The sequence below is a fragment of the Streptomyces sp. NPDC059201 genome, from assembly GCF_042754585.1.
Lineage (GTDB): Bacteria > Actinomycetota > Actinomycetes > Streptomycetales > Streptomycetaceae > Streptomyces.
Genome location: NZ_JBHZBB010000005.1, coordinates 320588 through 344771, shown reverse-complemented (window position 1 = coordinate 344771; position 24184 = coordinate 320588). Strand labels below are relative to the sequence as shown.

Annotated in this window: 19 protein-coding genes; 13 read left to right on the top strand and 6 right to left on the bottom strand. The window is 73.9% G+C overall.

Translation table 11 applies throughout. The annotated features are described in order from the left end of the window. Positions 1 to 129: 129 nt before the first annotated feature. A complete protein-coding gene (locus ACFXMG_RS19595; protein WP_383821339.1) occupies positions 130 to 999 on the top strand; it encodes a (2Fe-2S)-binding protein in 870 nt (289 codons plus the stop codon). A gap of 215 nt (positions 1000 to 1214) precedes the next feature. Next, positions 1215 to 2306, top strand: coding sequence for a DUF2637 domain-containing protein (locus ACFXMG_RS19590; RefSeq protein WP_383821337.1), 1092 nt, complete (start codon positions 1215 to 1217; stop codon positions 2304 to 2306). Between the two features lie 36 nt (positions 2307 to 2342). Here the strand turns inward: ACFXMG_RS19590 and ACFXMG_RS19585 are convergent, their stop codons facing one another. The 4 genes from ACFXMG_RS19585 to ACFXMG_RS19570 all read right to left on the bottom strand — a co-directional run bounded on the left by ACFXMG_RS19585 (position 2343) and on the right by ACFXMG_RS19570 (position 9951). After that, the gene (locus ACFXMG_RS19585) at positions 2343 to 2681 is read right to left on the bottom strand and encodes an ATP-binding protein (protein WP_383821335.1); all 339 of its coding nucleotides are present in this window, start codon (positions 2679 to 2681) and stop codon (positions 2343 to 2345) included. Between the two features lie 154 nt (positions 2682 to 2835). Beyond that, positions 2836 to 4578: a pyruvate dehydrogenase gene (locus ACFXMG_RS19580; protein ID WP_383821332.1), complete on the bottom strand. Its 1743-nt coding sequence runs from the start codon at positions 4576 to 4578 to the stop codon at positions 2836 to 2838. 27 nt (positions 4579 to 4605) lie between these two features. Continuing rightward, complete coding sequence (locus tag ACFXMG_RS19575) at positions 4606 to 6060, bottom strand: protein phosphatase 2C domain-containing protein (protein ID WP_383821330.1); 1455 nt, start codon at positions 6058 to 6060, stop codon at positions 4606 to 4608. A gap of 123 nt (positions 6061 to 6183) precedes the next feature. Continuing rightward, complete coding sequence (locus ACFXMG_RS19570; protein ID WP_383821327.1) at positions 6184 to 9951, bottom strand: S8 family serine peptidase; 3768 nt, start codon at positions 9949 to 9951, stop codon at positions 6184 to 6186. Between the two features lie 232 nt (positions 9952 to 10183). Between ACFXMG_RS19570 and ACFXMG_RS19565 the strand changes: the two genes are divergently transcribed. Then, positions 10184 to 11164, top strand: a complete 981-nt coding sequence (locus tag ACFXMG_RS19565) for a helix-turn-helix domain-containing protein (protein ID WP_383821325.1) — start codon at positions 10184 to 10186, stop codon at positions 11162 to 11164. Between the two features lie 104 nt (positions 11165 to 11268). Continuing rightward, on the top strand, positions 11269 to 11751 hold the full coding sequence (locus ACFXMG_RS19560) for a DUF456 domain-containing protein (RefSeq protein WP_383821322.1): 483 nt from the start codon (positions 11269 to 11271) through the stop codon (positions 11749 to 11751). Here the strand turns inward: ACFXMG_RS19560 and ACFXMG_RS19555 are convergent. After that, a complete protein-coding gene (locus ACFXMG_RS19555) occupies positions 11738 to 13108 on the bottom strand; it encodes a DNA-3-methyladenine glycosylase 2 family protein (RefSeq protein ID WP_383821320.1) in 1371 nt (456 codons plus the stop codon). The genes ACFXMG_RS19560 and ACFXMG_RS19555 overlap by 14 nt on opposite strands. 79 nt (positions 13109 to 13187) lie before the next feature. Then, positions 13188 to 14306: a ribosome small subunit-dependent GTPase A gene (rsgA, locus tag ACFXMG_RS19550; RefSeq protein ID WP_383821317.1), complete on the bottom strand. Its 1119-nt coding sequence runs from the start codon at positions 14304 to 14306 to the stop codon at positions 13188 to 13190. A gap of 352 nt (positions 14307 to 14658) precedes the next feature. Here rsgA and ACFXMG_RS19545 point away from each other — a divergent pair, with 352 nt between their 5' ends. The 9 genes from ACFXMG_RS19545 to ACFXMG_RS19505 are packed head-to-tail and all read left to right on the top strand — an operon-like array spanning position 14659 to position 24173. Continuing rightward, positions 14659 to 16731: a beta-ketoacyl synthase N-terminal-like domain-containing protein gene (locus ACFXMG_RS19545; RefSeq protein WP_383821315.1), complete on the top strand. Its 2073-nt coding sequence runs from the start codon at positions 14659 to 14661 to the stop codon at positions 16729 to 16731. Next, positions 16728 to 17498 (top strand): thioesterase II family protein, encoded by a 771-nt coding sequence (locus ACFXMG_RS19540; protein ID WP_383821312.1) that lies wholly within the window; start codon positions 16728 to 16730, stop codon positions 17496 to 17498. The genes ACFXMG_RS19545 and ACFXMG_RS19540 overlap by 4 nt, the downstream gene beginning before the upstream one ends. Next, positions 17486 to 18355 carry a 3-hydroxyacyl-CoA dehydrogenase family protein gene (locus ACFXMG_RS19535; RefSeq protein ID WP_383821309.1) on the top strand — a complete coding sequence of 290 codons (870 nt, stop codon included), beginning with the start codon at positions 17486 to 17488 and terminating at the stop codon, positions 18353 to 18355. The genes ACFXMG_RS19540 and ACFXMG_RS19535 overlap by 13 nt, the downstream gene beginning before the upstream one ends. Positions 18356 to 18394: 39 nt before the next feature. Continuing rightward, positions 18395 to 18664 (top strand): phosphopantetheine-binding protein, encoded by a 270-nt coding sequence (locus ACFXMG_RS19530; RefSeq protein WP_383821307.1) that lies wholly within the window; start codon positions 18395 to 18397, stop codon positions 18662 to 18664. Next, positions 18661 to 19869, top strand: coding sequence for an acyl-CoA dehydrogenase family protein (locus tag ACFXMG_RS19525; protein ID WP_383821304.1), 1209 nt, complete (start codon positions 18661 to 18663; stop codon positions 19867 to 19869). Before ACFXMG_RS19530 ends, ACFXMG_RS19525 begins: the two co-directional genes overlap by 4 nt. After that, positions 19866 to 21077, top strand: coding sequence for a hypothetical protein (locus tag ACFXMG_RS19520; protein ID WP_383821303.1), 1212 nt, complete (start codon positions 19866 to 19868; stop codon positions 21075 to 21077). The genes ACFXMG_RS19525 and ACFXMG_RS19520 overlap by 4 nt, the downstream gene beginning before the upstream one ends. After that, entirely contained in the window at positions 21074 to 22501 is a 1428-nt protein-coding gene (locus ACFXMG_RS19515; protein ID WP_383821301.1) for an acyltransferase domain-containing protein, read from the top strand. The genes ACFXMG_RS19520 and ACFXMG_RS19515 overlap by 4 nt, the downstream gene beginning before the upstream one ends. Next, positions 22498 to 23937 carry a condensation domain-containing protein gene (locus tag ACFXMG_RS19510; RefSeq protein ID WP_383821298.1) on the top strand — a complete coding sequence of 480 codons (1440 nt, stop codon included), beginning with the start codon at positions 22498 to 22500 and terminating at the stop codon, positions 23935 to 23937. The genes ACFXMG_RS19515 and ACFXMG_RS19510 overlap by 4 nt, the downstream gene beginning before the upstream one ends. After that, positions 23934 to 24173 (top strand): acyl carrier protein, encoded by a 240-nt coding sequence (locus ACFXMG_RS19505; RefSeq protein ID WP_383821296.1) that lies wholly within the window; start codon positions 23934 to 23936, stop codon positions 24171 to 24173. Before ACFXMG_RS19510 ends, ACFXMG_RS19505 begins: the two co-directional genes overlap by 4 nt. Positions 24174 to 24184 lie beyond the last annotated feature (11 nt).

Here is a 24184-nt window from a genome sequence, read left to right as displayed (position 1 = left end):
GCGAACGGACCGTTCCGCGGGACCGCGCCCACGAGGCGCGGGCGGGAGCGGGCCGGTCGGTGGTGAGACGCGATGCCGTTTCGGGTAAGGTAAGGCTAACCTGCTAACGATCGCGATTCGGTGGTCCGCATGACCGTCCACGCTGTGCTGCCCTCCCCCCTCGCCTCGCCCGTCGCGGCCTCGTACGCCCGGCTCGCCGAGGTCTTCTCCGGCCTGCGGATAGAGGAGACGGCCGGGGACGAACGGCTGCCCCGCGACGCCGGCTGGGTCCGCGCCGAGGAGCTCGCGGCCGGCGGCGCCGCCCTGGACGCCTTCCTCGCCTGGGACAACGCGCAGGTGCTCCGCGACTACGGGCAGCAGGCCCGCCCCGACGTCGTCGCCAGCTTCGGGCTGCACCGCTACGGCTGGCCCGCCTGCCTCCTGGTCACCGTCCCCTGGTTCCTGCACCGCCGGGTCCCCCGCCTCCCCGTCGGGGCCGTCTCCTTCCAGCGGGCCCTGGGCCGCATGGCGGTCAGCGTCGAGGAGTTCGCCTGCCTGCCGGACGACCCCGCCGCCTCGCTGCCCGGCGCCCGGGTGGTCGCCGACGAGGACGCCCTGCGCGCGGAGGTCCGCGCCTCGCTCGCCGAGCACTTCGAGGCCCTCCTGGAGGGCTTCGGCCCGCGGATGCGGCGGGGCCGGCGGGCCCTGTGGGGCATGGTGACGGACGAGATCGTCGAGAGCCTCTGGTACATCGGCGCCCTGCTCGGCGAGGAGCCGCGGGCCATGGCCGAGCTGGAGTCGCTGCTGCCGGGGAGCACCGGCAGGCCGGAGAAGCCGTACGCGGGCGGGGCCGGCTTCCGCCCGCTGCCCGGGGCCGAGGCGGCGGACGGCACCCCGACCGCCACCCGGGACCGGGCCACCTGCTGCTTCTTCTACACCCTGCGCCCCGAGGACACCTGCATCACCTGCCCGCGCACCTGTGACGCCGAGCGGGTCCGGCGGCTCGCCGCGACCGCCTGAGCCCCCCCGGCGTCCCAGGCGACTCACACCCCCCTCACGAGTGACGTGAATCGAACGCAACTCCGGCTCCACGGCCGGTCGTTCGAGCAGAAGGTACCTATTCGTATGCCCTGAGCCCCCGTTGGCGTGCTCTTGCCCCGAAACCCCCCTGTGCCCGCCGGTCGGTCGGACAGTATGGGCGGCCAAACGCCCTACTGCGATGCGAGGGACACCGCATGAGACTGACCGACATATCGCTGGACTGGCTGCTTCCGGGCGGCGTGATGGTGGCCGGGGTCGTGACGGCGGTGGCGGTGCTCGCGCGCGGGAAGCGCGCCGGTGACCAGGCCGCGGCCGAGGACTCCTGGGAACGCAGCGAGGAGCGTCGCAGACGCAAGGAGGCCATCTACGGATTCGCCTCGTACGGACTGCTGTTCTGCTGCGCCGCTGTCGCGGCGGCGCTCTCCTTCCACGGGCTCGTCGGCTTCGGCCGGCAGAACCTCAATCTGACCGGCGGCTGGGAGTACCTGGTCCCGTTCGGCCTCGACGGCGCCGCCATGTTCTGCTCGGTGCTCGCCGTCCGCGAGGCCAGCCACGGCGACGCGGCCCTCGGCTCCCGCCTCCTGGTCTGGCTCTTCGCGGGTGCGGCGGCCTGGTTCAACTGGGTGCACGCGCCGCGCGGCCTGGGCCACGACGGGGCCCCGCAGTTCTTCGCGGGGATGTCCCTGTCGGCGGCGGTCCTCTTCGACCGGGCGCTGAAGCAGACCCGCCGGGCCGCGCTGCGGGAGCAGGGGCTCGTCCCCCGGCCGCTGCCGCAGATCCGGATCGTGCGCTGGATACGGGCTCCGCGGGAGACCTTCGCCGCCTGGTCGCTGATGCTCCTGGAAGGCGTACGGACCCTGGACGAGGCCGTGGACGAGGTGCGGGAGGACCGGCGCGAGAAGGAGCAGAACCGGATCCGCCGGCGCGAGCAGGCCAAGCTCGACCGGGCTCAGATCAAGGCGCTCAACCGTCAGCACCGGGCCTTCGGCCGGGGCGGCGGGCGTCAGGTGGAGGTGGCGGCGCTGACCGCCGCCCCCGGGACCGGCGGGGGCCAGGCCCCCGGGTCCGGGCCGGGTTCCGCGACACCGGCGGTCTCCGCCGCCGTCGCGGAACCCGCCATAGCGGACCCGGGACAACTGCCGCTCAGGCCCCGGCCCTCCCTGCAAGCCGTCAGGGGCAGTGAGTCGCGGACGGTGGACCTCATCGCCGAGGACGACACCCAGGCACTGCCCCGGCTCGACTCCCTGGAGGCGAAGCTCTCCGAGATGGAGCGGATGCTCGGCTAGCGGGACCGCGTCACCACCCCACGGCGGGGCCGCCCCTCAGGCGGCCCCGCCGTTCAGTTCGAACCAGACGACCTTGCCCGTGGCGCGCTCCTCGACGCCCCAGGAGTCCGCGAGTTCCCTCACCAGGAAGAGCCCCCGGCCGCTCGTACCGTCGTCGGCGGGCGGTACGAGCGGACCGGTGAGGCCGGATTCGAAGTCGCGGACCTCGACCCGGAGTTGCGCGGGGTCGACGGTGGCGGTGACGACCGCGCCGTGCCCGGTGTGGACCAGCGCGTTGGTGACCAGTTCGCTGGTGAGCAGTTCGGCGACGTCACCGGCGCCCGGTTCGCCCCAGGCGCCGAGGAGTTCGCGTAACGCGTGGCGCACCTCGGGCACCGCGGTCAGGTCCTCTCCCCCCACCTTTCTGAGCAGTTGAGTCGGCTGTCGTGCCTTCCCGGCCATAGCCCCCACCCACACGGTCGTCGCATCGAACAGGCTCACGGGAAAGCCTGCCCCGCGAGCCGGTCCGCATGCGCCGCCCCCGGGGTCCTCAGGGGCGCGGGACGTTGCGCAGGTTGGATCGGGCCATCTGGAGCATCCGGCCCACTCCCCCGTCCAGGACGATCTTGCTCGCGGAGAGCGCGAAGCCGGTGACCATCTCGGCGCTGATCTTCGGGGGGATGGAGAGGGCGTTGGGGTCGGTGACGATGTCGACGAGGGCGGGGCCCTTGTGCCGGAAGGCGTCCTTGAGGGCGCCGGCCAGGTGTTTGGGCTTCTCGACGCGGACCCCGTAGGCGCCGGCGGCACGGGCGACGGCCGCGAAGTCGGGGTTCCGGTTGGCCGTGCCGTACGAGGGAAGCCCGGCGACCAGCATCTCCAGTTCGACCATGCCGAGCGAGGAGTTGTTGAACAGCACGATCTTCACCGGGAGTTCGTACTGGACGAGGGTGAGGAAGTCGCCCATGAGCATGGTGAAGCCGCCGTCGCCGGAGAGCGAGACGACCTGCCGGCCGCGGTCGGTGAACTGGGCGCCGATGGCCTGCGGCAGGGCGTTGGCCATGGAGCCGTGGCTGAAGGAGCCGATGATCCTGCGGCGCCCGTTGGGGGTGAGGTAGCGGGCCGCCCAGACGTTGCACATGCCGGTGTCGACGGTGAACACGGCGTCGTCGTCGGCGAGTTCGTCGAGGACGGAGGCGACGTACTCGGGGTGGATCGGAGTGTGCTTCTCGACCTTGCGGGTGTACGCCTTGACCACGCCCTCCAGGGCGTCGGCGTGCTTCTTCAGCATCTTGTCGAGGAAGCGGCGGTCGGTGCGGGCCCGGATCCGGGGCGTGACGCAGCGCAGGGTCTCGCGGACGTCGCCCCAGACGGCGAGGTCGAGCCGGGAGCGGCGGCCGAGGTGTTCGGGGCGGACGTCGACCTGCACGATCCGGACGTCGTCGGGGAGGAAGGCGTTGTACGGGAAGTCGGTGCCGAGCAGGATCAGCAGATCGCACTCGTGGGTGGCCTCGTAGGCGGCGCCGTAGCCGAGCAGTCCGCTCATGCCGACGTCGAAGGGGTTGTCGTACTGGATCCACTCCTTGCCCCGCAGGGCGTGTCCGACGGGGGCCTTGAGGCGCTCGGCGAACTGCATCACCTCGGGGTGGGCGCCCGCGGTGCCGCTGCCGCAGAAGAGCGTCACCCGTTCGGCGGCGTCGATCATCCGGACCAGGGCGTCGATCTCGGTGTCGCCGGGGCGGACGGTGGGGCGCTCGGTGACGAGCGCGCTGCCGGCGGCCTTCTCGGGGGCGGGCTGGTCGGCGATGTCGCCGGGGAGCGCGACCACCGAGACGCCGCGGCGGCCGACGGCGTGCTGGACGGCGGTGTGCAGCAGCCGGGGCATCTGCTTCGGGTTGGAGATCATCTCGCTGTAGTGGCTGCACTCGCGGAACAGCTGGTCGGGGTGGGTCTCCTGGAAGTAGCCGAGCCCGATCTCGCTGGACGGGATGTGGGAGGCGAGGGCGAGGACGGGGGCCATCGAGCGGTGGGCGTCGTACAGGCCGTTGATGAGGTGGAGGTTGCCGGGCCCGCAGGAGCCGGCGCAGGCGGCGAGGCTGCCGGTGATCTGGGCCTCGGCGCCCGCGGCGAAGGCGGCGGTCTCCTCGTGGCGCACCTGGATCCAGTCGATGGCGGGGTTGCGCCGGATGGCGTCGACGACCGGGTTCAGGCTGTCGCCGACCACGCCGTACAGGCGCCGCACGCCGGCGCGGACGAGGATGTCGACGAACTGTTCGGCTACGTTCTGTTTGGCCATGGGTCCATCAACACACGGCCCGGCCGCTCACGCCTCCCAGACGGCCGCGCCCGTACGGTCATCGGCGTACCCGGTCACCCTCAGCTGGGTGTCGGCGAGGAAGGCGGCGAGGCCGGGCGGTTCGGCGCCGCCCCAGCGGGCGGCCAGTTCGCGGGCGAGGGCGGGCTCGCCGCGCATCGGCTCGGCGAGGCCGGGCGAGGCGAGGAGGAGGGTGTCGCCGGGCCGGGCCACCGAGGCGCGGAAGCGGAAGGGTTCGGCGGGCGGCGGGACGGGCTCCTCGATGAGCGGACCGGGGGCGGTGGTGATGCCGAGGTCCATGGTGAACCGGTCGCCCTCCTCGGTGACCTCCGGAATCCCGCCCGGCGGTGTCGAGCCGAAGCCGACGACGGGCGCGCCGGTGACCGACGCGGGGTCGGGCAGCAGCGGCTCGATGTCCTGCCAGGCGCCGTCGCGGAGCCGGAAGAGCCCGCCGCCGCCGATGCCGAAGAAGACCCGGGTGCGGCAGTCGGGGTCGGCGGGGATGAGCAGGCAGCGCAGGGTCGCGGTGTACGCGTCGGGCGCGGCGCCCCGCTCGGTGGCGCGGGCCCTGAGCCGCCCGTAGGTGCGGTCGGTGAGCCGCTGGAGACCCGACTTGAGGTCGCCTCGGCGGCCGGAGCGGATGTCCTCGGAGAGCCGGGCGTGGCTGCGGCCGACGGCCTCGCCGATCCAGCGGCAGACGTCGGAGGCGGCGAGGTGGGCGTCGTCGGCGGCGCGGGAGCCGGCCGCGACGGCGACCAGGACGAGGGCGGTCTCGTCGTGCCCGAAGCGGGCGGTGAGGAGGGCGTCCCTGCGGGGTTCGCCCCGGTAGCGGGCGGAGTCGCCGCGCACGGAGGCGGCGCGCAGGGTGGCGGTGCCGTAGCGGGCGCCGTCGAGGACGGTGTCGGCGACCAGGTCGCCGAGTTCGCCGGGCCGGGCGGTGGGCAGGGCGGTGGGCTCGGCCTCGTACGTCGGCGGCCGGCTGCCGAGGAAGCCGGTGCGGGGCCGGGGCACGGGCGTGGGCATCGGCACCTGGAGCGTCGGCTCGTGCCCCCCGGGCATGGGCCTCGGCTCCGGTGCGGGTTCGGGTTCCGGTTCCGGTACGGGTTCCGGCTCGGGCGGCGCGACGGGCGGAGGCGGTGCCGGGAAGGTGCGGGGGCCGCTGACGGGCGCTTCCCACGGGGCGGGGCCCAGTACCGCGGGCGCGGGAGGGGCGGGAGGCGCGGACGGGACGGGCGGGGCGGCGGGGCGGGCCGGAGGGGGCGGGGCCACGGGGCGCGCCGGGGGTTCCGGCGGCGGGGCGATGGTCCCGGGTGCGGTGGTCCCGGGTGCCGGCGTCCCGGGTGCGGTGGCGCGGGTGGCGGAGTCGAAGCGGGCGTCGAGGGTGTCACCCGAGGACGTCGGGGCGATGTCCTCCGCCGCTTCGTCGTAGAGCGCGTCCCACCAGTTGTCCCCCTGCTGAGTCATGCCCTTATTGTCCACCGCGGGCGGCCCGGGAAAACGGGACACGAGAAAAACCGTTGCTGCGAATGGGTGGTCCGCCGGACGGCCCCACCCCCCACGGGAAGGACGTCCGGCGGACCGGCGTGGTCAGCGCACGTCGTAAGCGCGGACCACGGTCTGGGTGACGGAGGCGCCGTGGGCGTCCGTCAGTTCGGTCTTCAGGGTGACCGGCTTACCCGTCGCGCCCGCGTGGTTCACGGTCGCGACCCACTCGCCGCCCGCCTCGGCGACCTGCGCCGGGGTCCAGGTGGTGCCCCCGTCGTAGGAGTACGAGAGCTTGGCCGAGGTGAGAGCGCCGGCCTGATAGCCCGCGTGCCCGGTCACCCCGAGGCGGATCCGCTGGCCGTCGGTGGCGGCGAGGGTCTTGAGTCCGTCCGCCGGCAGGTCGTACCGGGGGAAGAGAATCGGGATGCCCTGAGAATAGACCGTCTCGTCGAGCCGGGAGGTGAATTTCCACACCGAGGTGACGGCGGTGGAGCGCGCCCACACCTTGCTGCCGATCTTCCGGGTGTTCTGTTCGAGCTCGTACGTGCCTGCCTCGGCGGGCACCTCGAAGACTCCGTAGGGCCAGCCGGTGCGGGCGAGGAGCTCGCCGTCGCGGCTCAGGCTCAGGCTGCCGATGTCACCGAAGGAGCCGGGCTCGGCGTGGTGGCGGCCGTCGCCCCACATGGCGGCGGCGAAGCCGATCAGGTTGCCCTGGCGCTCGGCGACGAGGCCCGGCGCTCCGGTGGCGTCGCGCGGGGCGGTCGGGGCGAGCACGCCCTCGTACCAGTTCTCGGTGCGCTTCTCGCCGGCGGTCGGGGTGTGCCGGTCGCCGATCATCAGCTCGCCGAAGGGGAAGCCGCTGCCGACGTACTGCTGCCAGGCGGTGTCGCCGGGGGTGTGGAACTCGGTGCGGGTGCCGGGGGCCGGGACGGTCTCCAGGCCGCTGAAGGAGATCGTGCTGCCGTCCGGGCGGTGGGCCACCGAGAAGTCGATGAAGTCGGCGGCGATGCCGGCGGAGCCGTAGCGCGACTCGGTGCGGGCGAGGCGGGCGTCGCGGACCCGGTAGGTCCGGTCGTCGTCGACCTCGCCGGACTCGGGGAAGCCGAGGTTGTAGACGTACGGGGACCGGGCGGTGGCCTTCCAGGAGAGGGTCACCTCGCCGGCGGCGAGCCTGCCGAGGAGCGCGGTGGCCTCGTCCGTCGGGATGCCGAGGGCCGGCAGGCCGAATCCGGTGAAGGCGCCGGTCGGGTACCAGCGGCCCGGGGCGTTGCGGTACGTGACGACGCCGAGGGCGCCGGCGGCCTTGGCGTTGCGGGTCAGGGTGGCCACGTTGGCCGAGGTGTCGGGGAGGCGGACCAGGGCGAGGCGGCCCTGGACGCCCGCCGCCGTCAGCTCCGCCGGGGTGCCGGTTCCGGCGTCGACGAGGCGGGCGGAGCCGGTGCCGTCGAGGTTGTCGGAGGCCGTGGATCCGGTGACCGGGTGCAGGGTCAGGCCGTCGGTCGTCCGCAGCGAGGTGATCTGCGGGGCGGCGGCGCGCCAGTAGGAGCCGAATTCGAAGTCGCCGTCCCGGGCGCCGCCGTCGACGGAGGCGTAGTAGCCGCGCAGGGTGCGGGGGCCGGTCGCGGTGCCGCCGTGGGTCCAGACCTCGTCCCAGGAGCGGGAGAAGGCGAGGGTGGCGCCGCGGACCTCGGAGGGCTGGTCGGTGCGGACCGACAGCTTGTGGGCCCGGCGGGCGTCGAGGACGACGGTGGTGTCCTTGCGGACCTCCAGCTGCGGGCGGGCCAGGTAGCTGAGCGAGTCGTTCAGCGTGGCGCCCTCACCGGCGTCGGGGGTGGTGATGAAGGAGGTGAGGAAGTAGCTGCCGGGGCGCACCCGGAAGACCTGGTCGGTGGCGCCCTCGTTGAAGCGGCGCTCGCCGGTGGAGGTGTCGGTGCCGATGACGTCGAGCGAGGACGGGCCGCCGGCCGGGGCGCCCTGGCGGTCGATCAGCTTGACGCGGAGGGTGACCGTCTCGGGCTCGACGTAGAGCGAGAAGGGGGTGGAGACGTGGACGCCGCCGCGCGTGGTGGCGACGACCCTGCCCGTGACGTCGCCGTACTGCGCGCGCTCCAGGCGGGCGGTGGGGTCGATGCCGAGCGGGACCTCGACGGTCGCGCCGGCGGGGACGGTGACCTTGCGTTGGCCGAGGCGGGCGACGGAGGAGCGGACCTTGGAGCCGTCGTTGCCGGTGACCTTCTCGACGGCGAGGTCGAGGGTGACCGGGGTGCCGGAGGTGTTGGTGTACGGGACGGTGACCGTGGTGCGGTCGCTCTTGTCCTGCGGCCAGTGGAAGGTGCCGCCCTGGACGGCCGGGGCCGAGAGGACCGTCTGGTCGATGGCGGCCTTGACGTCGAGCCGGCCGCCGCCGGTCTCCCGGACGTCGCCGGGGATGTCGGTCTCGGCGGAGGAGACGAGGGCCGCCTTCAACTGCTGGGCGGTCCAGTCGGGATGACGCTGCTTCAGGATCGCGGCGGCGCCCGCGACGTGCGGGGTGGCCATCGACGTACCGGACATCGCCCGGTAGGCGTAGACGCCCCGGCCGCCCGCGGCGGCCGCGGAGATGCCGACGCCGGGGGCCGCGATCTCCGGCTTGAGGGTGTGCGCCTCGTTGGCGACGGGGCTGCGGCTGGAGAACCACGCGGTGGAGTCGTCGCGGTCGGTGGCGCCGACGGTGAGGACGCTGGGCGCGCAGCCGGGCGAGGAGACGGAGTTGAGCGTCGGCCCGGCGTTGCCCGCGGCGACGACGAACAGCGTGCCCTCGTTCTGGGCGAGTTGCTCGGCGGCGGCGCTCATCGGGTCGTCGCAGTCGGTCTCGGCGGGGTTGCCGAGGCTCATGGAGACGACGTCGGCGCCCTGGGCGACGGCCCACTCCATGCCCGCGATGATCCACGAAGTGGCGCCGGAGCCGGAGTCGTTGAGGACCTTGCCGTTGAGCAGCTGGGCGCCGGGGGCGACGCCCTTCTTCTTGCCGGCGTCCGCGGCGCCGGAGCCGCCGACGGTGGAGAGGACGTGGGTGCCGTGTCCCTGGCGGTCGCCGGCGCTGTCGGAGTCGGTGAAGTTCTCCGAGGCGACGATCCGGCCCTTGAGGTCGGGGTGTTCGGCGTCGGCGCCGGTGTCGAGGACGGCGACCTTGGTGCCGGTGCCGTCGTAGCCGGCGGCCCACGCCTCGGGGGCGCGCACCTGCCGGGTCGACCGCTCCAGGGTGGCCTCGACCTTGCGGTCCAGCCACAGCTTGTCGAGCCCGGCGGAGAAGGCGCGGGCGGTGGGGGCGGAGACCTCGGCCCAGAAGGTGGCGGCCTGCTTCTTGTCGGCCGCGAGGGCGACGCCGCCGATGGTCTTGAGGACCTGGCCGCGGCGGGCGCCGCGCGGGGCGGCGGAGGCCGAGCGGCCGAGCTCGGAGCCGTAGACGGCGATCAGCGGCAGGGTGCTGGTGGAGGCGTCGTCGTAGCCCTGGCGGACCAGCCCTGTGACGTTGAACAGCTCCTCGTCGACCAGGTCGGCGGCGAGCGCGGCGGTGGCGCCCTCGGGGTACACGTACAGGTCCTGGCCGGAGCGGCGGGTCTGGACCAGCGGTACGGTGCCGTCCTCGCGCGGCAGCACGGTCGCGGCGGGGTTGCCCCGCTCGTCCCTGCTGACCAGAACGCGATCGCCGGTGACCAGGGTCACCGTGGCGGGCTGCTCCCCGGCGCGGGCCTGGGCCTCGCTGCCGACCGGCGGGCGTTCGGCGGAGCCGCCGGCCGGCGGCTGGGCCGCGACGGACGGCAGGGCCGCGGTGACGGCCAGGACGGCGGCGGTCGCCGCCCCCAGGGCCGTACGCGAAATCGGGCGCATCGCTCTCCCCATCAGATTCCGGACAACAGGCGCAAGTCACCTGTATCCGGAGGCGGTTGGTGCTGCGGTGGCGCCACATTGGCAGAGGTGAGGGCGGCACAGGGATGATGGGCGCGGCGGGAATACGCCGTGGCCGATTCCCGCCAGGTCACCAACGGAACGAATGCCTCCGGAGAACATGCGCGGAACATCCCGCGCGGTCCGCCGGGGACAGGGCGAGGGGCGGGAACCGATGCTGGGTGCGATAGGACTGGACGAGCGGCAGGAGTCCGCGTACCGGGCGCTGATCGCGCTCGGCGCGGCGGAGGTCACCGACCTGGCGCACCGGCTCACGCTGCCCGAGCGGGACACCGAACGGGCGCTGCGCCGCCTGGAGGCGCAGGGCCTCGCCGCCCAGTCCTCGGCGCGCACCGGCCGCTGGGTGGCGGCGCCGCCCGCGGTCGCGCTCGGCGCGCTGCTCACCCAGCAGCGGCACGAGCTGGAGCAGGCGGAGCTGGCGGCGGCGCTGCTCGCGGAGGAGTACCGGGCGGAGGCCACCGAGCCGGCCGTCCACGACCTGGTCGAGGTCGTCACCGGCGCGAGTGCCGTCACCCACCGCTTCCTCCAGCTCCAGCTCGGCGCGGCCGAGGAGGTCTGCGCGCTGGTCACCGGCAAGCCGATCGCCGTCTCCGGCCTGGAGAACGACGCGGAGGAGCTGGCCGCCGGGCGGGGCGTCGGCTACCGCGTGGTCGTCGAGCGCGAGGTCCTCACCCTCCCCTCCGGGCTGCTCGAACTGTCGGCGGCGCTGGGCCGCGAGGAGCAGATCCGGGTCGTCGACCGGGTGCCGACCAAGCTGGTGATCGCCGACCGCAGCCTCGCGATGGTCCCGCTCACCGGCCGGGGCGCCGAGCCCGCCGCGCTCGTCGTCCACGCGAGCGGCCTCCTGGAGTCCCTGATGGGCCTCTTCGAGGCGGTGTGGCGGGAGGCGCTGCCGCTGCGGCTCGGCGCGGGCGCCCAGATCAGCGAGGAGGAGGCCCCCGGCCCCGACACCACCGACCTGGAGATCCTCTCCCTCCTCCTCGCCGGCATGACCGACGCGAGCGTCGCCAAGCAGCTCGACCTGGGGCTGCGCACCGTCCAGCGCCGGGTGAAGGGCCTGATGGAGCTGGCGGCGGTGACGACGAGACTCCAGCTGGGGTGGCACGCGTACGAGAAGGGGTGGGTGGCCCGGTAGGGGGGTCGGGGGGCTGGGCCGGGGGGCTGGGCCGGGGGGCTGGGCGTCCGCTCGAACGGCTTCCGCGACCTGCGGGAACGCCGCGCCTGGGGGACGCTGGGCGGGTGGGTGTGTGGCAGCTCCTGATGGTGGCGGCGGTCATGCTGCTCGGGCTGTTCGGGGTCCTGGCACCCGGCGTACCGGGCAGTTGGCTGGTGTGGGCCGCCGTGCTCTGGTGGTCGCTGCACGAGCAGAGCGGCCTCGCGTGGATCCTGCTGGTCTCCTCGACCGCCCTGCTGCTGCTCACCCAGGTGGTGGTGTGGCAGCTGCCGCCGCGCCGGTTCCGTGGCGTGGGTCTGACCCGCCGGACGATCGGCTGGGCGGGCGCCGGCGCCCTCCTCGGCTTCGTCCTCGTCCCGGTGCTGGGCGCGGTCCCCGGTTTCGTCGGCGGAATCTACCTCTCCGAGCGGCGCCGCCTCGGCGGCCACGGGCAGGCGCGCGCCGCCACCCGCGCGATCATGCGGGCGGCCGGGACGAGCGTGCTGGTCGAGCTCTTCGCCTGTCTGCTGATCGTGGGGGCGTGGGCGGGCGCGGTCATCCTGGGATGAGGCCGCCCGCGGCGCTTTCGGCCCTCTCCTGGTGGCGCTGGGCGTACGACCTCCAGGGCGCCCACTCCGGCACGTCCGGGCCGTCCGGGGACGGCACGTCCGGGTCGGCGAGGGAGCGGATCCGGATCAGGGCGGCGGCCGGCGCGCCGATCCCGGGTACGGCTCCGAGGGCGCGGGCCGCCTCCTCGCGGTCGGCGCCCGGGTCGAGGCGGAGGGCGCCGTCGGCGAGGGCGCGGGCGAGCGGCCCGGCGACGGGGTGCCCGGTGAGCTGCCCGGCGGTGGGGAAGAGCGCGCGGAGGGTGCCGTCCGGGATGTCCAGGGGCGTGCCGAGCTCGGCGAGGACGCGGGCGGACTCCCCGGGCCCGAGGACGGTCCGAAGGGCGTACTCCTCCGGGTCGGCGGCGCCCGGCGAGCGCAGGCCCGGCCGGGCGGCGACGGAGGCGGCGAGCCGGGGATCGGCGCCGAGGCGCTCGGCGACCGCGTACGGGTCGGCGTCGAGGTCCAGGAGCCGGCGCAGCCGGTGCACGGCGGTGGTGAGGTCGCGCAGCTCGGCGAGGTGCAGCCGGGCCTCCAGCCACCGTCCGGGCGCCCGTTCGTCGACGGCGACGACCCCGGGTCCGTACGGCAGCCGCAGCGCGCGCCGGTAGGTGCGGGTACCGGGCGGCCCGGTGACCTCCTCGACCCCCGGCAGCGCCTCGGCGGCCAGCAGGTCGAACACCTCGGCGGCGGCGTACGGCCCCCGGTACGCGAGCCGCAGCGGCACGCCGGGGGCGGGGGTGGGGGCGGGCGCGCCGGTGGTCTCGGCACGCAGCTCGGTCGGGGTGCGGGCGTAGACGGCCCGGATGGTGTCGTTGAACTGGCGGACACTGCTGAAACCGGCCGCGAAGGCGATCTCCGTGACCGGCAGCGCGGTGGTCTGGAGCAGCACGCGAGCGGTGTGGGCCCGCTGGGCGCGGGCGAGCGCCACCGGCCCCGCGCCCAGCTCGGCGGTGAGCTGGCGCTGGACCTGGCGCGTGCTGTAACCGAGGCGCACGGCGAGCCCGGGGACACCCTCGCGGTCCACGACACCATCGCCGATCATCCGCACGGCCCGCCCGACGACATCCGCCCGAACGTTCCACTCGGCAGACCCCGGCACCGCGTCCGGCCGGCACCGCCGACAGGCCCGGAACCCGTGCCCCTGAGCGGCGGCGGCCGTCGGAAAGAAGGCCACGTTGCGCCGCTTGGGCGTGACGGCGGGGCAGCTGGGCCGGCAGTAGATCCCGGTCGTCCGCACGGCAAAGAAGAACTCCCCGTCAAACCGCGCGTCCCTACTGCTCACCGCCTGATAGAGGGTGTCCCCCTCGTCGTCCGTCATGCCTCCAGTGTGCGACGGTGTGCCGCCGCACACTCGCGGGATTCGGACAGGGCGGTGGCCGGGCACTGCCGGGTTGTCGCTACCTCAGCCGGCCCTCGCGTTTGAAGGTCATCGCGGCGCGGCCTTCGGCGCCTTTGCGCTTCCAGTCTTTGCGGATCTCGTTGCGGAGGCGGGCGTCGGTCTTGGCTACGAGGCGCTGGTTCTCGCGGAGGAGCTTGCGGTAGCTCTCCAGGCGGCGGACCGAGAGGGTGCCCTCGTCGAGGGCGGCCGCCACCGCGCAGCCGGGCTCGGACTCGTGGGAGCAGTCCTGGAAGCGGCAGTCTGCGGCCAGTTCCTCGATCTCCGCGAAGGTCTGGCCGACGCCGGCCTCCGCGTCCCACAGTCCGACGCCGCGCAGGCCGGGGGTGTCGATGAGGACTCCGCCGCCGGGCAGCACGAAGAGGTTGCGGGTGGTCGTGGTGTGCCGGCCCTTGCCGTCGACGTCACGGGCCGCCTGCACGCTCATGACGTCCTCGCCGACGAGGGCGTTGGCGAGGGTGGACTTGCCGGCGCCGGAGACGCCGAGCAGGACGGTGGTGCCGCCGGAGACGAGCGCGGCGAGGACGTCGATCCCCTCCCGCGTCGCCGAGCTGAGCGGCAGCACCTCGACGCCGGGCGCCACGCCCCGCACGTCCTCGACGAGGTGCGAGAGGACGACCGGGTCGCCGACCAGGTCGGCTTTGGACAGGACGACGGTCGGCTGCGCGCCGGACTCCCACGCGAGGGCGAGGAAGCGCTCGATGCGCCCGAGGTCCAGCTCGACGGCGAGCGAGACGGTGATGACGGCGTGGTCGACGTTGGCCGCGAGGATCTGCCCCTCGGACCGCTTGGACGAGGTCGACCGTGCGAACGCGGTCCGCCGCGGCAGGCAGGCCCGTACGTACCGGGGATCGGCGGCGCCCTCCGGGTCGACGGCGGCCCAGTCACCGGTGCAGACGACCCGCAGCGGGTCGTGGGGGGTCACGAACGCGGTGTCGGCCCGTACGACCCCGTCAGCGGTGGCGACGTCACACTGCCCGCGGTCGACACGGATCACCCGCCCAGGGACGAGCCCCTGAGCGGCGTACGGAGCGAAGCTCTCGGCCCAGCCGGAGTCCCAGCCGTGGGCGTCGAGGGAGGTGGAGATGGAGGAAGAGAAGGAAGAACGCGGGAAAGACAAGGGGGACCCTTCGAAGGGTGGCCCCGGCGGCGCGCTCCGAGCGCGCGGAAGTCGAGTGTGTGTCAGCCGGAGACCACAGGGGTGGGAACGATGAACTCCTGAATGCGGGCAGAGCCCGTCACCGTGACAGTCATCAATGTCCTCACCTCCTGCTTCTTCTCGACGTACCGACGCACACCGCTCCCTGAAGAGCGGACGACCAGAACCATAGCCCTCCCCGACCCCCGGCACCACCGATTAAACGAGGGGAAAAGATCCGGCCGTGGTGGGGAAAACACGCTCTCTTCTCTTCCTCCTGCGGGTGGGAGTAGCGTGACCGCCCGTTGATCACGGAACGGAAACGGGGGGCGTCGTGGCAGCGGTGGACAGGCGTGTCGCCGTCGTGGGATTGAGCTGCCGATTTCCCGGTGCGGACGGCCCCGACGCGTTCTGGCGGAACCTGCTCGACGGGACGGACTCGATCACCCGCGTCACCGGTCCCGACGGGGTCGCCGCGCGGGGGCTGCTGGACGCGCCCGAGGAGTTCGACGCGGGGTACTTCGGGATCTCGCCGCGCGAGGCCGTACTGATCAACCCCCAGCACCGGGTGTTCCTGGAGTGCGCCGTGGCCGCGTTCGAGGACGCCGGCCTTGACCCGCAGCGGCAGACCGGAGCCGTCGGCGTGTACGCGGGCAGCGGAGAGAACGCGTACGCCCAGGCCCTCCGGGCGAACCGCGCGTCGCTGCCCTCGGTGTCCGACTGGGAGGTGCGGGTCGCGAACGGCGCCGACTTCCTGTGCGCCCGGGTCGCCCACCGGCTCGGCCTGCGCGGGCCGACGGTGACGGTCCAGGCCGCCTGCGCCACCTCGCTCCTCGCCGTGCACCTCGCGGTCCAGGGGCTGCTGACCGGCGACTGTGACCTCGCCCTGGCCGGCGGCGTCACCGTGCGGTTCCCCACCGGGCCGGGCGGACCCGACGAGGTGGGGATCCAGGCACCCGACGGCGTGCTGCGGGCCTTCGACGCCGAGGCCCGCGGCCTGGTCGGCGGCGACGGCGTCGGCATCGTGGTGCTGAAACGTTTCGCGGAGGCGGTCGCGGACGGCGACCGCATCGACGCCGTGATCCTCGGGTCCGCCGTCAACAACGACGGCTCCCAGCGCATGGGCTTCACCGCCCCGGGCATCGCGGGCCAGGCCGCCGTCATCGAGCGGGCGCAGCGCGTGGCGGGCGTGGCGGCGCGGACCTGCACGTACGTGGAGACCCACGGCACCGGCACCCGCCTCGGCGACCCGGTCGAGATCGCCGCGCTCGGCGAGGCGTTCCGCCGGGACCCGTACGACCCCGACCCCGGCCCCGACCTCGACCCCGACCCCGACCCCGACCCCGGTCACCGGTGCGGGATCGGCTCGGTGAAGACCAACATCGGGCACACGGACGCGGCGGCCGGTGTGGCCGGTCTGATCAAGACCGTCCTGGCGCTGAAGCACGGCGTCATCCCGCCCAGCCTGCACTTCACGCGGCCCAATCCGGAGATCGACTTCGAGGCGGGCCCGTTCCGGGTGGTCACGCGCGCGGAGGAGTGGCGGCCGGACGGCATGCCGCGTCGCGCCGGGGTGAGTTCCTTCAGCGTCGGCGGGACCAACGCGCACGTCGTGCTCGAACAGCCGCCGGAGGAGGAGAAGGAGGAGGGCGAGCCGGGGTCCCCGCCGAGCTTCGTCGGCGGGTCGTACGTGCTGCCGCTGTCGGCCAGGACTCCGGACGCCCTGGAGGCCGTCACCGCGCGGCTCGCGGAGCGGCTGGGGCGGGAGCCGGGGGCGCCGCTCGCCGATGTGGCCTGGACGCTCCAGACCGGGCGGCGGGAGCATCCGTACCGGCGGGTCGCGCTCGTGACGGACGCCGCGGACGCCGTACGGGTCCTGAACGGGGAGGAGCCGGACCGGCTGCTCACCGCGCCCGGTGCGGTGCAGCCGTCCCTCCGGGCCCCCGGGCCGGCGCCGCAGGACGATCCCGCCGAGGCGGGCCGGCTCTGGCTGGACGGCGCCGCCGTCGACTGGGAGGCGCTGCACCGGGGGGCGGGGCGGCGGCCTCGGCGCGTGGCGCTGCCCACGTACCCCTTCGAGCGGCGGCTCTTCACCGTGGCGCCGCCCACCCCTACGACCACCCCTTCCCCTTCCCCGGCCCCGACGCCCGTCGCCACCCCCCTCGGCACTCCCACCTACGACCTGATCGCGAAGCTCTTCGCCGAGATCCTCGATCTGCCCGAGGTCGAGCCGGACGAGAGCTTCTTCGACCTCGGCGGGGACTCCCTCATCGCGACCCGGCTCGTGGCCAGGGTGCGCGAGACGTGGCCGGTGGAGCTCGCTCCCAAGGAGCTGCTCGCGGCGCCGACCGCCCAGGAGTTCGCCGCGCTGATCGACGCGCGGCTGGCTCAGGGCCGTACGCCATGACGGGGTGGACGGTCCGGCGGCACCGCCGGCCGGACGCCGTCGCGTCCCTCTACTGCTTCCCGCACGCGGGCGGGCTGCCCGGCGAGTACGTCCGCTGGTCCGACGGCCTGCCCGGGATCCAGGTCTGGGGCGTGCACCTGCCCGGCCGGACCACGCGCCGGGCGGAGCCCCCGTACACGCGGATGGAGGAGCTGGTGGACGCCCTGGTGTCCGCCGTCGACTTCGGGCGGGACCGGCCGTTCGCGTTCTTCGGGCACAGCCTCGGCGCCCTGGTGGCCTTCGAGGCGGCGAGGGAGCTGCGCGCCAGGGGACGGGAGACGCCGGGGCGGCTGTTCGTGTCCTCCTGCCCGGCGCCGCCCCTGCCCGCCGCCGCGCGGCCGGTGCACGGGCTGTCGGACGGCGAGCTGCTCGACGCGATCGAGCGGGGCACCGGCGAGCCCCTGGCCCATCTGCGGGAGGACGCCGACCTGCGGGAGCACGCGCTCGTGGCCTTCCGGGCCGACTACGCCCTGCTCGACCGCTACCGCCCCCGGGAGGCCGAGCCGCTGGACTGCCCGGTCACCGTCCTCGCCGGGAGCGAGGAACCGTGGGCGCCGTGGCGGGACGGCTGGGCGGCGCACACGCGCGCGGGGACGGACCTGCGGCTCCTGCCCGGGGGCCACTTCCCCTTCCGCTCACGCGAGGGGCGGGACGCACTCCTGGACACCCTGCGGGAATCCGTACCGACGACGACGAAGAAGAAGGGAGACCGCGGGTGGACCGCATAGGCGTGGTGGGTGCCGGAACCATGGGGCGCGGGGTGGCGCAACTGTTCGCGGAGCACGGGCACGAGGTCGTGCTGGTGGACGTGGAGGAGCGCGCCCTGGCGTCCGCGCGGAACGAGATCGCCGGGAACGTACGCCTCGCCCCGCTGGTCCGCCCGGGGGCGCCCGTCCGGGATCCGGAGGAGGTGACCGGGCGGATCGAGTTCACCCTGGACCCCAAGCGGCTGCACCGGGTGGACTTCCTCGTCGAGAACGTCACCGAGGACTGGGAGGTCAAGCGGCCGCTGTACGCCGAGCTGGACGCCGTCTGCCGCCCCGAGGTCCCCTTCGGCGTGAACACGTCCGCGATCCCGATCACCCGGGTCGCGTCCCTCACCGGCCGGCCGGCGCGCGTCATCGGCACGCACTTCATGAACCCGGCGCACCTCAAACCGACCGTCGAGCTGATCCGCGGCCACCACACCTCGGACGAGACCATCGCCCGCACCCGCGCCCTGCTCGACGGCGTCGGCAAGGGGCACGTCCTGGTGGAGGACTCCTCGGGCTTCGTGACCAACCGCGTCGCGATGCTCACCCTCAACGAGGCGGTCTTCCTGCTCCACGAGGGCGTCTCCACCGCGGCGGACGTCGACCGCCTCTTCAAGGAGTGCTTCGGGCACCCGATGGGACCGCTGGAGACCGCGGACCTCATCGGCCTGGACACCGTCCTGCTGTCCCTGAAGGTGCTGTACGCCGAGTTCGGCGACCCCAAGTACCGCCCCTGCCCCCTCCTGACCCGGCTGGTCGACGCCGGTCTGCACGGGCGCAAGACGGGACGGGGCTTCCATGCGTACGAGTCCTACCAGTCCTACGAGTCCTGACCAGTCCTACCAGTCCTGACGAACCGGGAGAGTGACGCGGTGGCTGACGCTGTGGCCGACGAGAACAAGGTGCTGATCCGGGAGTTCCTCGGCGGGCACCTGCACGGCGTGGAGGTGGAGGACGACGAGGACGTGTTCGCCGCCGGGCTGGTGAACTCGCTCTTCGCCGTGCAGGTGGTGATGTGGGTCGAGCGGACCTACGGCCTCCAGGTCGCGGGCGAGGACCTCGCCTTCACCAACTTCCGGTCGATCGACGCCATCGCCGCGTTCGTGGAGCGCAAGACGGCCCCCGTCGGAGGCGGTGCGTGATCGTCGAACCCACCCCCGAGCAGCTCGCGCTGCGCCGGGAGGTCATCGCGTTCGCCCGGGCGGAGCTCGGCCGTGACGCCGCCGAGGCCGACCGCGGCGCCCGCTTCCCGCGCGAGGACTGGCGGCGCTGCGCCGAGTTCGGCGTGCTGGGGTGGCCGGTGCCGGAGGAGTACGGCGGACGCGGTCTCGACCCGCTGACCACCGTCATGGCCCTGGAGGCGCTGGGGTACGCCTGCCCCGACAACGGCCTGGTGTTCGCGGTCGACAACCACCTCTGGGGCTGCGTGATCTACCTGCTGCTGCACGGCACGGAGGAGCAGAAGCGGCGCTTCCTGCCCGGCCTGTGTGACGGCTCTCTGGTCGGCGCGCACGCGCTGTCGGAGCCGGAGGCGGGCTCCGACATCCTCGGCATGACCACCACGGCGGTACGTGACGGTGACGGTGACGGGTATCGGCTGAGCGGTACGAAGTGCTTCATCAGCAACGGGCCGGTGGCGGACGTCTTCGTCACGCTCGCCCGGACGGGTGCGGGGGCGGACGCGGCAGGCAGACAGGGGCAGTTGTCGGCGTTCCTGGTGACCGCCGACATGCCTGGTGTGATCAAGAAGCGCGAGCTGCCGAAGATGGGGCTGCGGACGACCCCGATGGGCGTCGTCGAGTTCGACGGTACGCCGGTGCCCGCGGCGAACCTCCTCGGCCGCGAGGGCGCCGGCTACCCGCTCTTCACCTCCACCATCGAGTGGGAGCGGTCCTTCATGTTCGCCTCCAAGGTGGGCGCCATGGAACGGCTCCTGGAGGCGTCCGTCCGGCACGCCAACACCCGCCGCCAGTTCGGCCGGACGCTCGGCTCCCTCCAGGCGGTGTCGCAGCCGATCGCCGACATGAAGATCCGGCTCGAACTGGCGAAGATGCTGCTCTACCGCGTGGGCTGGCTGAAGCGGGAGGGGCGGCTCGCCCTCCAGGAGGCCACCATGGCGAAGATCTTCATCAGCGAGGGACTCGTCGACACGGCCAGGGCCGCCATCGAACTGCACGGCGCCCGCGGCTACTTGGAGGAGTACGGGATCGAGCGCGAGCTGCGCGACGCGCTCGGCGGCCTGATCTACGCCGGAGCGAACTCGGTGCAGCGCGGCATCCTCGCCGAACTCACCGGCGTGCACGGGGCGTTGTCGAGCACGCCGACGCCGGGAGGTGAGACGCGGTGACCTCACGGAGCACGAGGCTGAGGCTTCCGCTGGAACCGGCGCTGCCCGCCGAACTCGCCCAGGAGCTGGCCCAGCGGGTGTACTTCGTCTCGGACGCGATCACGTGCTTCTCGCTCGTCCTCACGGACGACAAGATCACGGGCGTGGACGTCGACGTGAACGTCGATGTCGATACCGACGAGGACATGGCGGCTGCGCTCTCCCGCAAGCTCAACCTCATGGCGGCGAACGACCTGCTCGACCAGCGGGTCGTGGAGCCCAGGGCGGTGTGGCGCGCCGCCGGGACCGGGCCGGTGGCGGACGTGTACGACGAGCTGGTCGCCCGGGGTGCCGCCGTGGAGGCCGGGGAGGGGCAGATCGGCGTCGGTGAGCCCGTGCTGTCGCTGATGGACCACCTGGACTCGCTCCTGCGGGCGCTGGTGGTCGAGGAGTTCGACGCCCGCGAGTTCCGCTATCCGACGCTGATCACCGCCGACGCGCTGCGCCGTACCGGCTACTTCGAGTCCTTCCCGCAGATGGTGATGTCCGTCTCGCGGCTGCACGGCGACGTCGACAGCTACCGCGGCTTCCTCGACGACCTCGCGGGCGGCGGCGACCTGCGGACGGCGCTCACCGCGCACAGCGGCGGCTTCGACCACTGCCTGCCGCCCACCATGTGCTTCCACACCTACCACCAGTTCGCCGACGCCCCGCTGCCGGAGACCTCGCTGGTGGTGACCGCGCGGGGCAAGTCCTTCCGCAACGAGTCCCGCTACCGGCGGTCCCTGGAGCGCCTGTGGGACTTCACGATCCGCGAGACCGTCTTCCTCGGGACCCCGGACTTCGTGCTCGGCGCGCGGCGACGGCTCATGGAGCGGGCGTACGAGCTGGTGGAGGCGCTCGGTCTGGGCGGGCGGTGCGAGGTGGCGGGCGATCCGTTCTTCCTCAACGACACGACCGCGGCGCGCGCCTGGTCGCAGCGGCTCCTTGAGCTGAAGTACGAGCTCCGGCTGCCGCTGGACGCCGAACGCGACGTCGCCGTCGGCTCGTTCAACTATCACGAGCAGTTCTTCGGCCGGTCCTTCGGGATCGACGGCGAGGGCGGCGAGCCGGTCTTCACCGGGTGCGCCGGGTTCGGTCTCGAACGCTTCGCCTACGCGTTCCTGTGCCGGCACGGCCTGGACCCGCGGAACTGGCCGGACAGCGTACGGGCGGCGGTGGCGCCGTGACCGTACGCGAGCCCGCACCCGTCCTCGTACCGAAATCCGAGGCCGCGCCTCCGCGCCTCCTGACCCTGTCGGCGCCGACCGTGGAACTGCTCGAACGGGCCACGGACGACCTCGTCCGCCACCTCGAAGCGCTCGGCGAGGAGGGCTTCGCGCGGTTGCCGGCGCTGCCCGCCCCGCCCGTCTCCCCGGCGGAGCCAGGGGCGGCGAGACGGGCCGTCGTGGCGCACTCGGCGGAGAGGGCGGCGCGTTGGCTGAGGAGACGGGATGCCCGACGGGTATTCACCGGCGGCTCCAGCGACAGCGCCTCCCGGGTGTTCCTGTTCTCCGGGGTCGGCGACCAGTACCCGGGGCTCGGCGCCGGTCTGTACCGGTGTCTGCCGGCATTCCGGGAGGAGCTCGACCGCTGCTTCCGGCTGCTGGCGGAGGAGCACGGCGTGGACCTGCGCGGCGTCCTCTTCCCGCCCGGCGGCCCCGAGGGCACCGGCCGCCGGGAGGAGGTCTTCGACCGGCCCATGGCGCCCGAGGAGATCCACCGCACGGTGGTGGCGCAGCCGCTGCTGTTCGCGCTCCAGTACTCCCTGGCCCGCGCCCTGACGGCGCTCGGCGCCGCCCCGGCCGCGCTCGCGGGGTACAGCGTCGGCGAGTACACGGCCGCGTGCGTCGCCGGGGTGTTCCCGGTCGAGGACGCCCTGCGGCTCGTCACCGGCCGGGCGCGGCTCGTGGACGGGCTGCCGCCCGGCGCGATGCTCGCGGTCGCGGCCGGACCGGAGGCGCTGCACGGCCCGCTGGACGGGCTGATGGAGGGCCCGATGGACGGCCCGCTGGACGGGCTGCTTCCCGGCCCACTGTCGCTGGCCGCGCTCAACGGCCCCGAGCAGACGGTGCTTTCGGGCCCGGTCGAGGCGGTCGAGGAGGCCGAGCGGCGGCTGACCGGGGCGGGGCTGGCCTGCCGGGGGCTCGCGACGGCGCACGCGTACCACTCGACCATGACGGAGCCGCTGACCGGCCCGCTGGAGGAGCTGCTCGCCGGTGTGCCGCTCGCCCCGCCCGCGATCCCGCTGCTGTCGAACGTGACCGGGACCTGGCTGCGCGACGAGGAGGCGACGAGCCCGGCCCACTGGGCCCGCCAGCTGTCCCGCACGCTCCGCTTCTCGGACGAGCTGGCCGAGATCTGGCGGCTCCCCCGCCCGCTGCTCGTCGAGCTCGGCCCCGGTCAGGCGCTCGGCCGCCTCGCCCTCGGCCACCCGGACCGCCCCGCCGACGCGCTCGCGTCGGTCGTCCCGACCCTGCCGGGCCGCCTGGAGACCCGTACCGAGTGGGAACTGCTGCTCACCGCGACCGGACGCCTGTGGGCGGCGGGCGCGGACGTCGACTGGACGGCTCTGACCCACGAACCGTCCGCCCCCACCGAGGAGCGAGGATGAACGACGCCGCGGCGATCCGTCCGGTGCCGCGCGACGGAAGCGTGCCCCTGCCGCTGTCGAGCGCGCAGGAACGGCTCTGGTTCATGCAGCAGTTGCACCCGGGCATGCTCGCCTACCAGTTCCAGGCGAAGATCGAGTTCACCGGCGCGCTCGACGCCGGGCCGCTGGCCGCCGCCCTCACCGAGGTCGTGCGGCGGCACGAGGTCTACCGCACGACCTTCGCCGACGGGCCGGACGGCCCGGTCCAGGTGGTGCACCCGCCGTACCGGGTCGAGCTGCCGGTGGAGGACCTGCGCGGGGCCGGAGCGCCCACGGAGGCGGAGGTCGTCCGGCGGGCGGTGGCCGCGGAGATCCCGGTGGACCGGCTGCCGCTGGTGCACTGGCGTCTACTGCGGACCGCCGACGACCGGCACGTCCTGCTGCATCTGGAACACCATCTCGTCCACGACGGCTGGGCATTCAACCTCTTCGTCGACGAACTGTGCGAGCTGTACCGGGCGTACGCGGTGGGCGAGCCGTCTCCGCTTCCCGAACCGGCCGTCCAGTTCGCCGACTTCGCGGTCTGGCAGCGCTCCTGGCTGGACGGCCCGGACGCCGACGCCCAACTCACGTACTGGCGCGACCAGCTCGACGGCGTACCGTACTTCCTCGATCTGGCCACCGACCGTCCCAGAACACCCGCGCGCCGCTTCACCGGTGACGCGCCGCGCTTCACGGTGCCCGCCGAACTGGCGGACGCGGTGCGGGCGCTCGCCGCACGCGAGCGCGTGCCGCTGTTCTCGGTGATGCTCGCCGCGTTCGAGGTGCTGCTCGCCGGTTGGTCGGGGCAGGACGACTTCTGCGTCGCCACGGGGATGGCGGCCCGCACCCGGCCCGAGGTCGACGGCATGTTCGGCATGCTCGTCAACACCGTCGCCCTGCGGGCCGATCTGCGCGGCGACCCGTCGTTCCGCGAGCTGCTCGGCCGGGTGCGGAGGACGTCCTTCGGCGCCCTGGAGCACCAGGAGCTGCCCTTCGACCGGGTGGTGGCGGCGCTGCGGCCGCCCCGGGTGCGGGGCCGACAGCCGCTGTGCGAGGTGCTGTTCGCGTTCCACGACTCGCCGTCGCGCGCCGTGCGGATCCCCGGCCTGGAGGTCGAGGTCACGCCCGGCGTCAGCAACGGCAGCGCCAAGTTCGACCTCAACGTCATCGCGATCCCCCGGGCCGAGCAGACGATCGGGCAGCGGGGCGGGGCGGTGACGCAGGCGGTCGAGTTCATCTGGGAGTACGACCGCGACCTCTTCGACGGCGCGACCGTCGCACGGGCCGCCCGGCGGTACGAGAGGCTGCTCGCCGCGGTGACCGCGGCTCCGGAGACCAGGATCTCCGCACTGATCGGCGACGGCCGTCAGGGTGCGCATCGTCTGCAAGACCGGCGACAGGAGGACGAGACGTGAGCGACGCGGACGGGCTGATCGGCCCGGTGCGGGCGGCCTGGGCCGACACCCTGGGCCACGACGAGGCCGAGATACCCCTGGACGTCGGCTTCTTCGACGCCGGCGGCAACTCGCTGCTGCTCCTCCTCCTTTGGGAGCAGTTGAACGAGCTGACGCCGCGCGAGCTGCGCGCCACCGATCTGTTCCAGCATCCGACCGTACGGGGGCAGGCGGCGTTCCTGGGGAGCGACGCATGAGCCGGAGCATG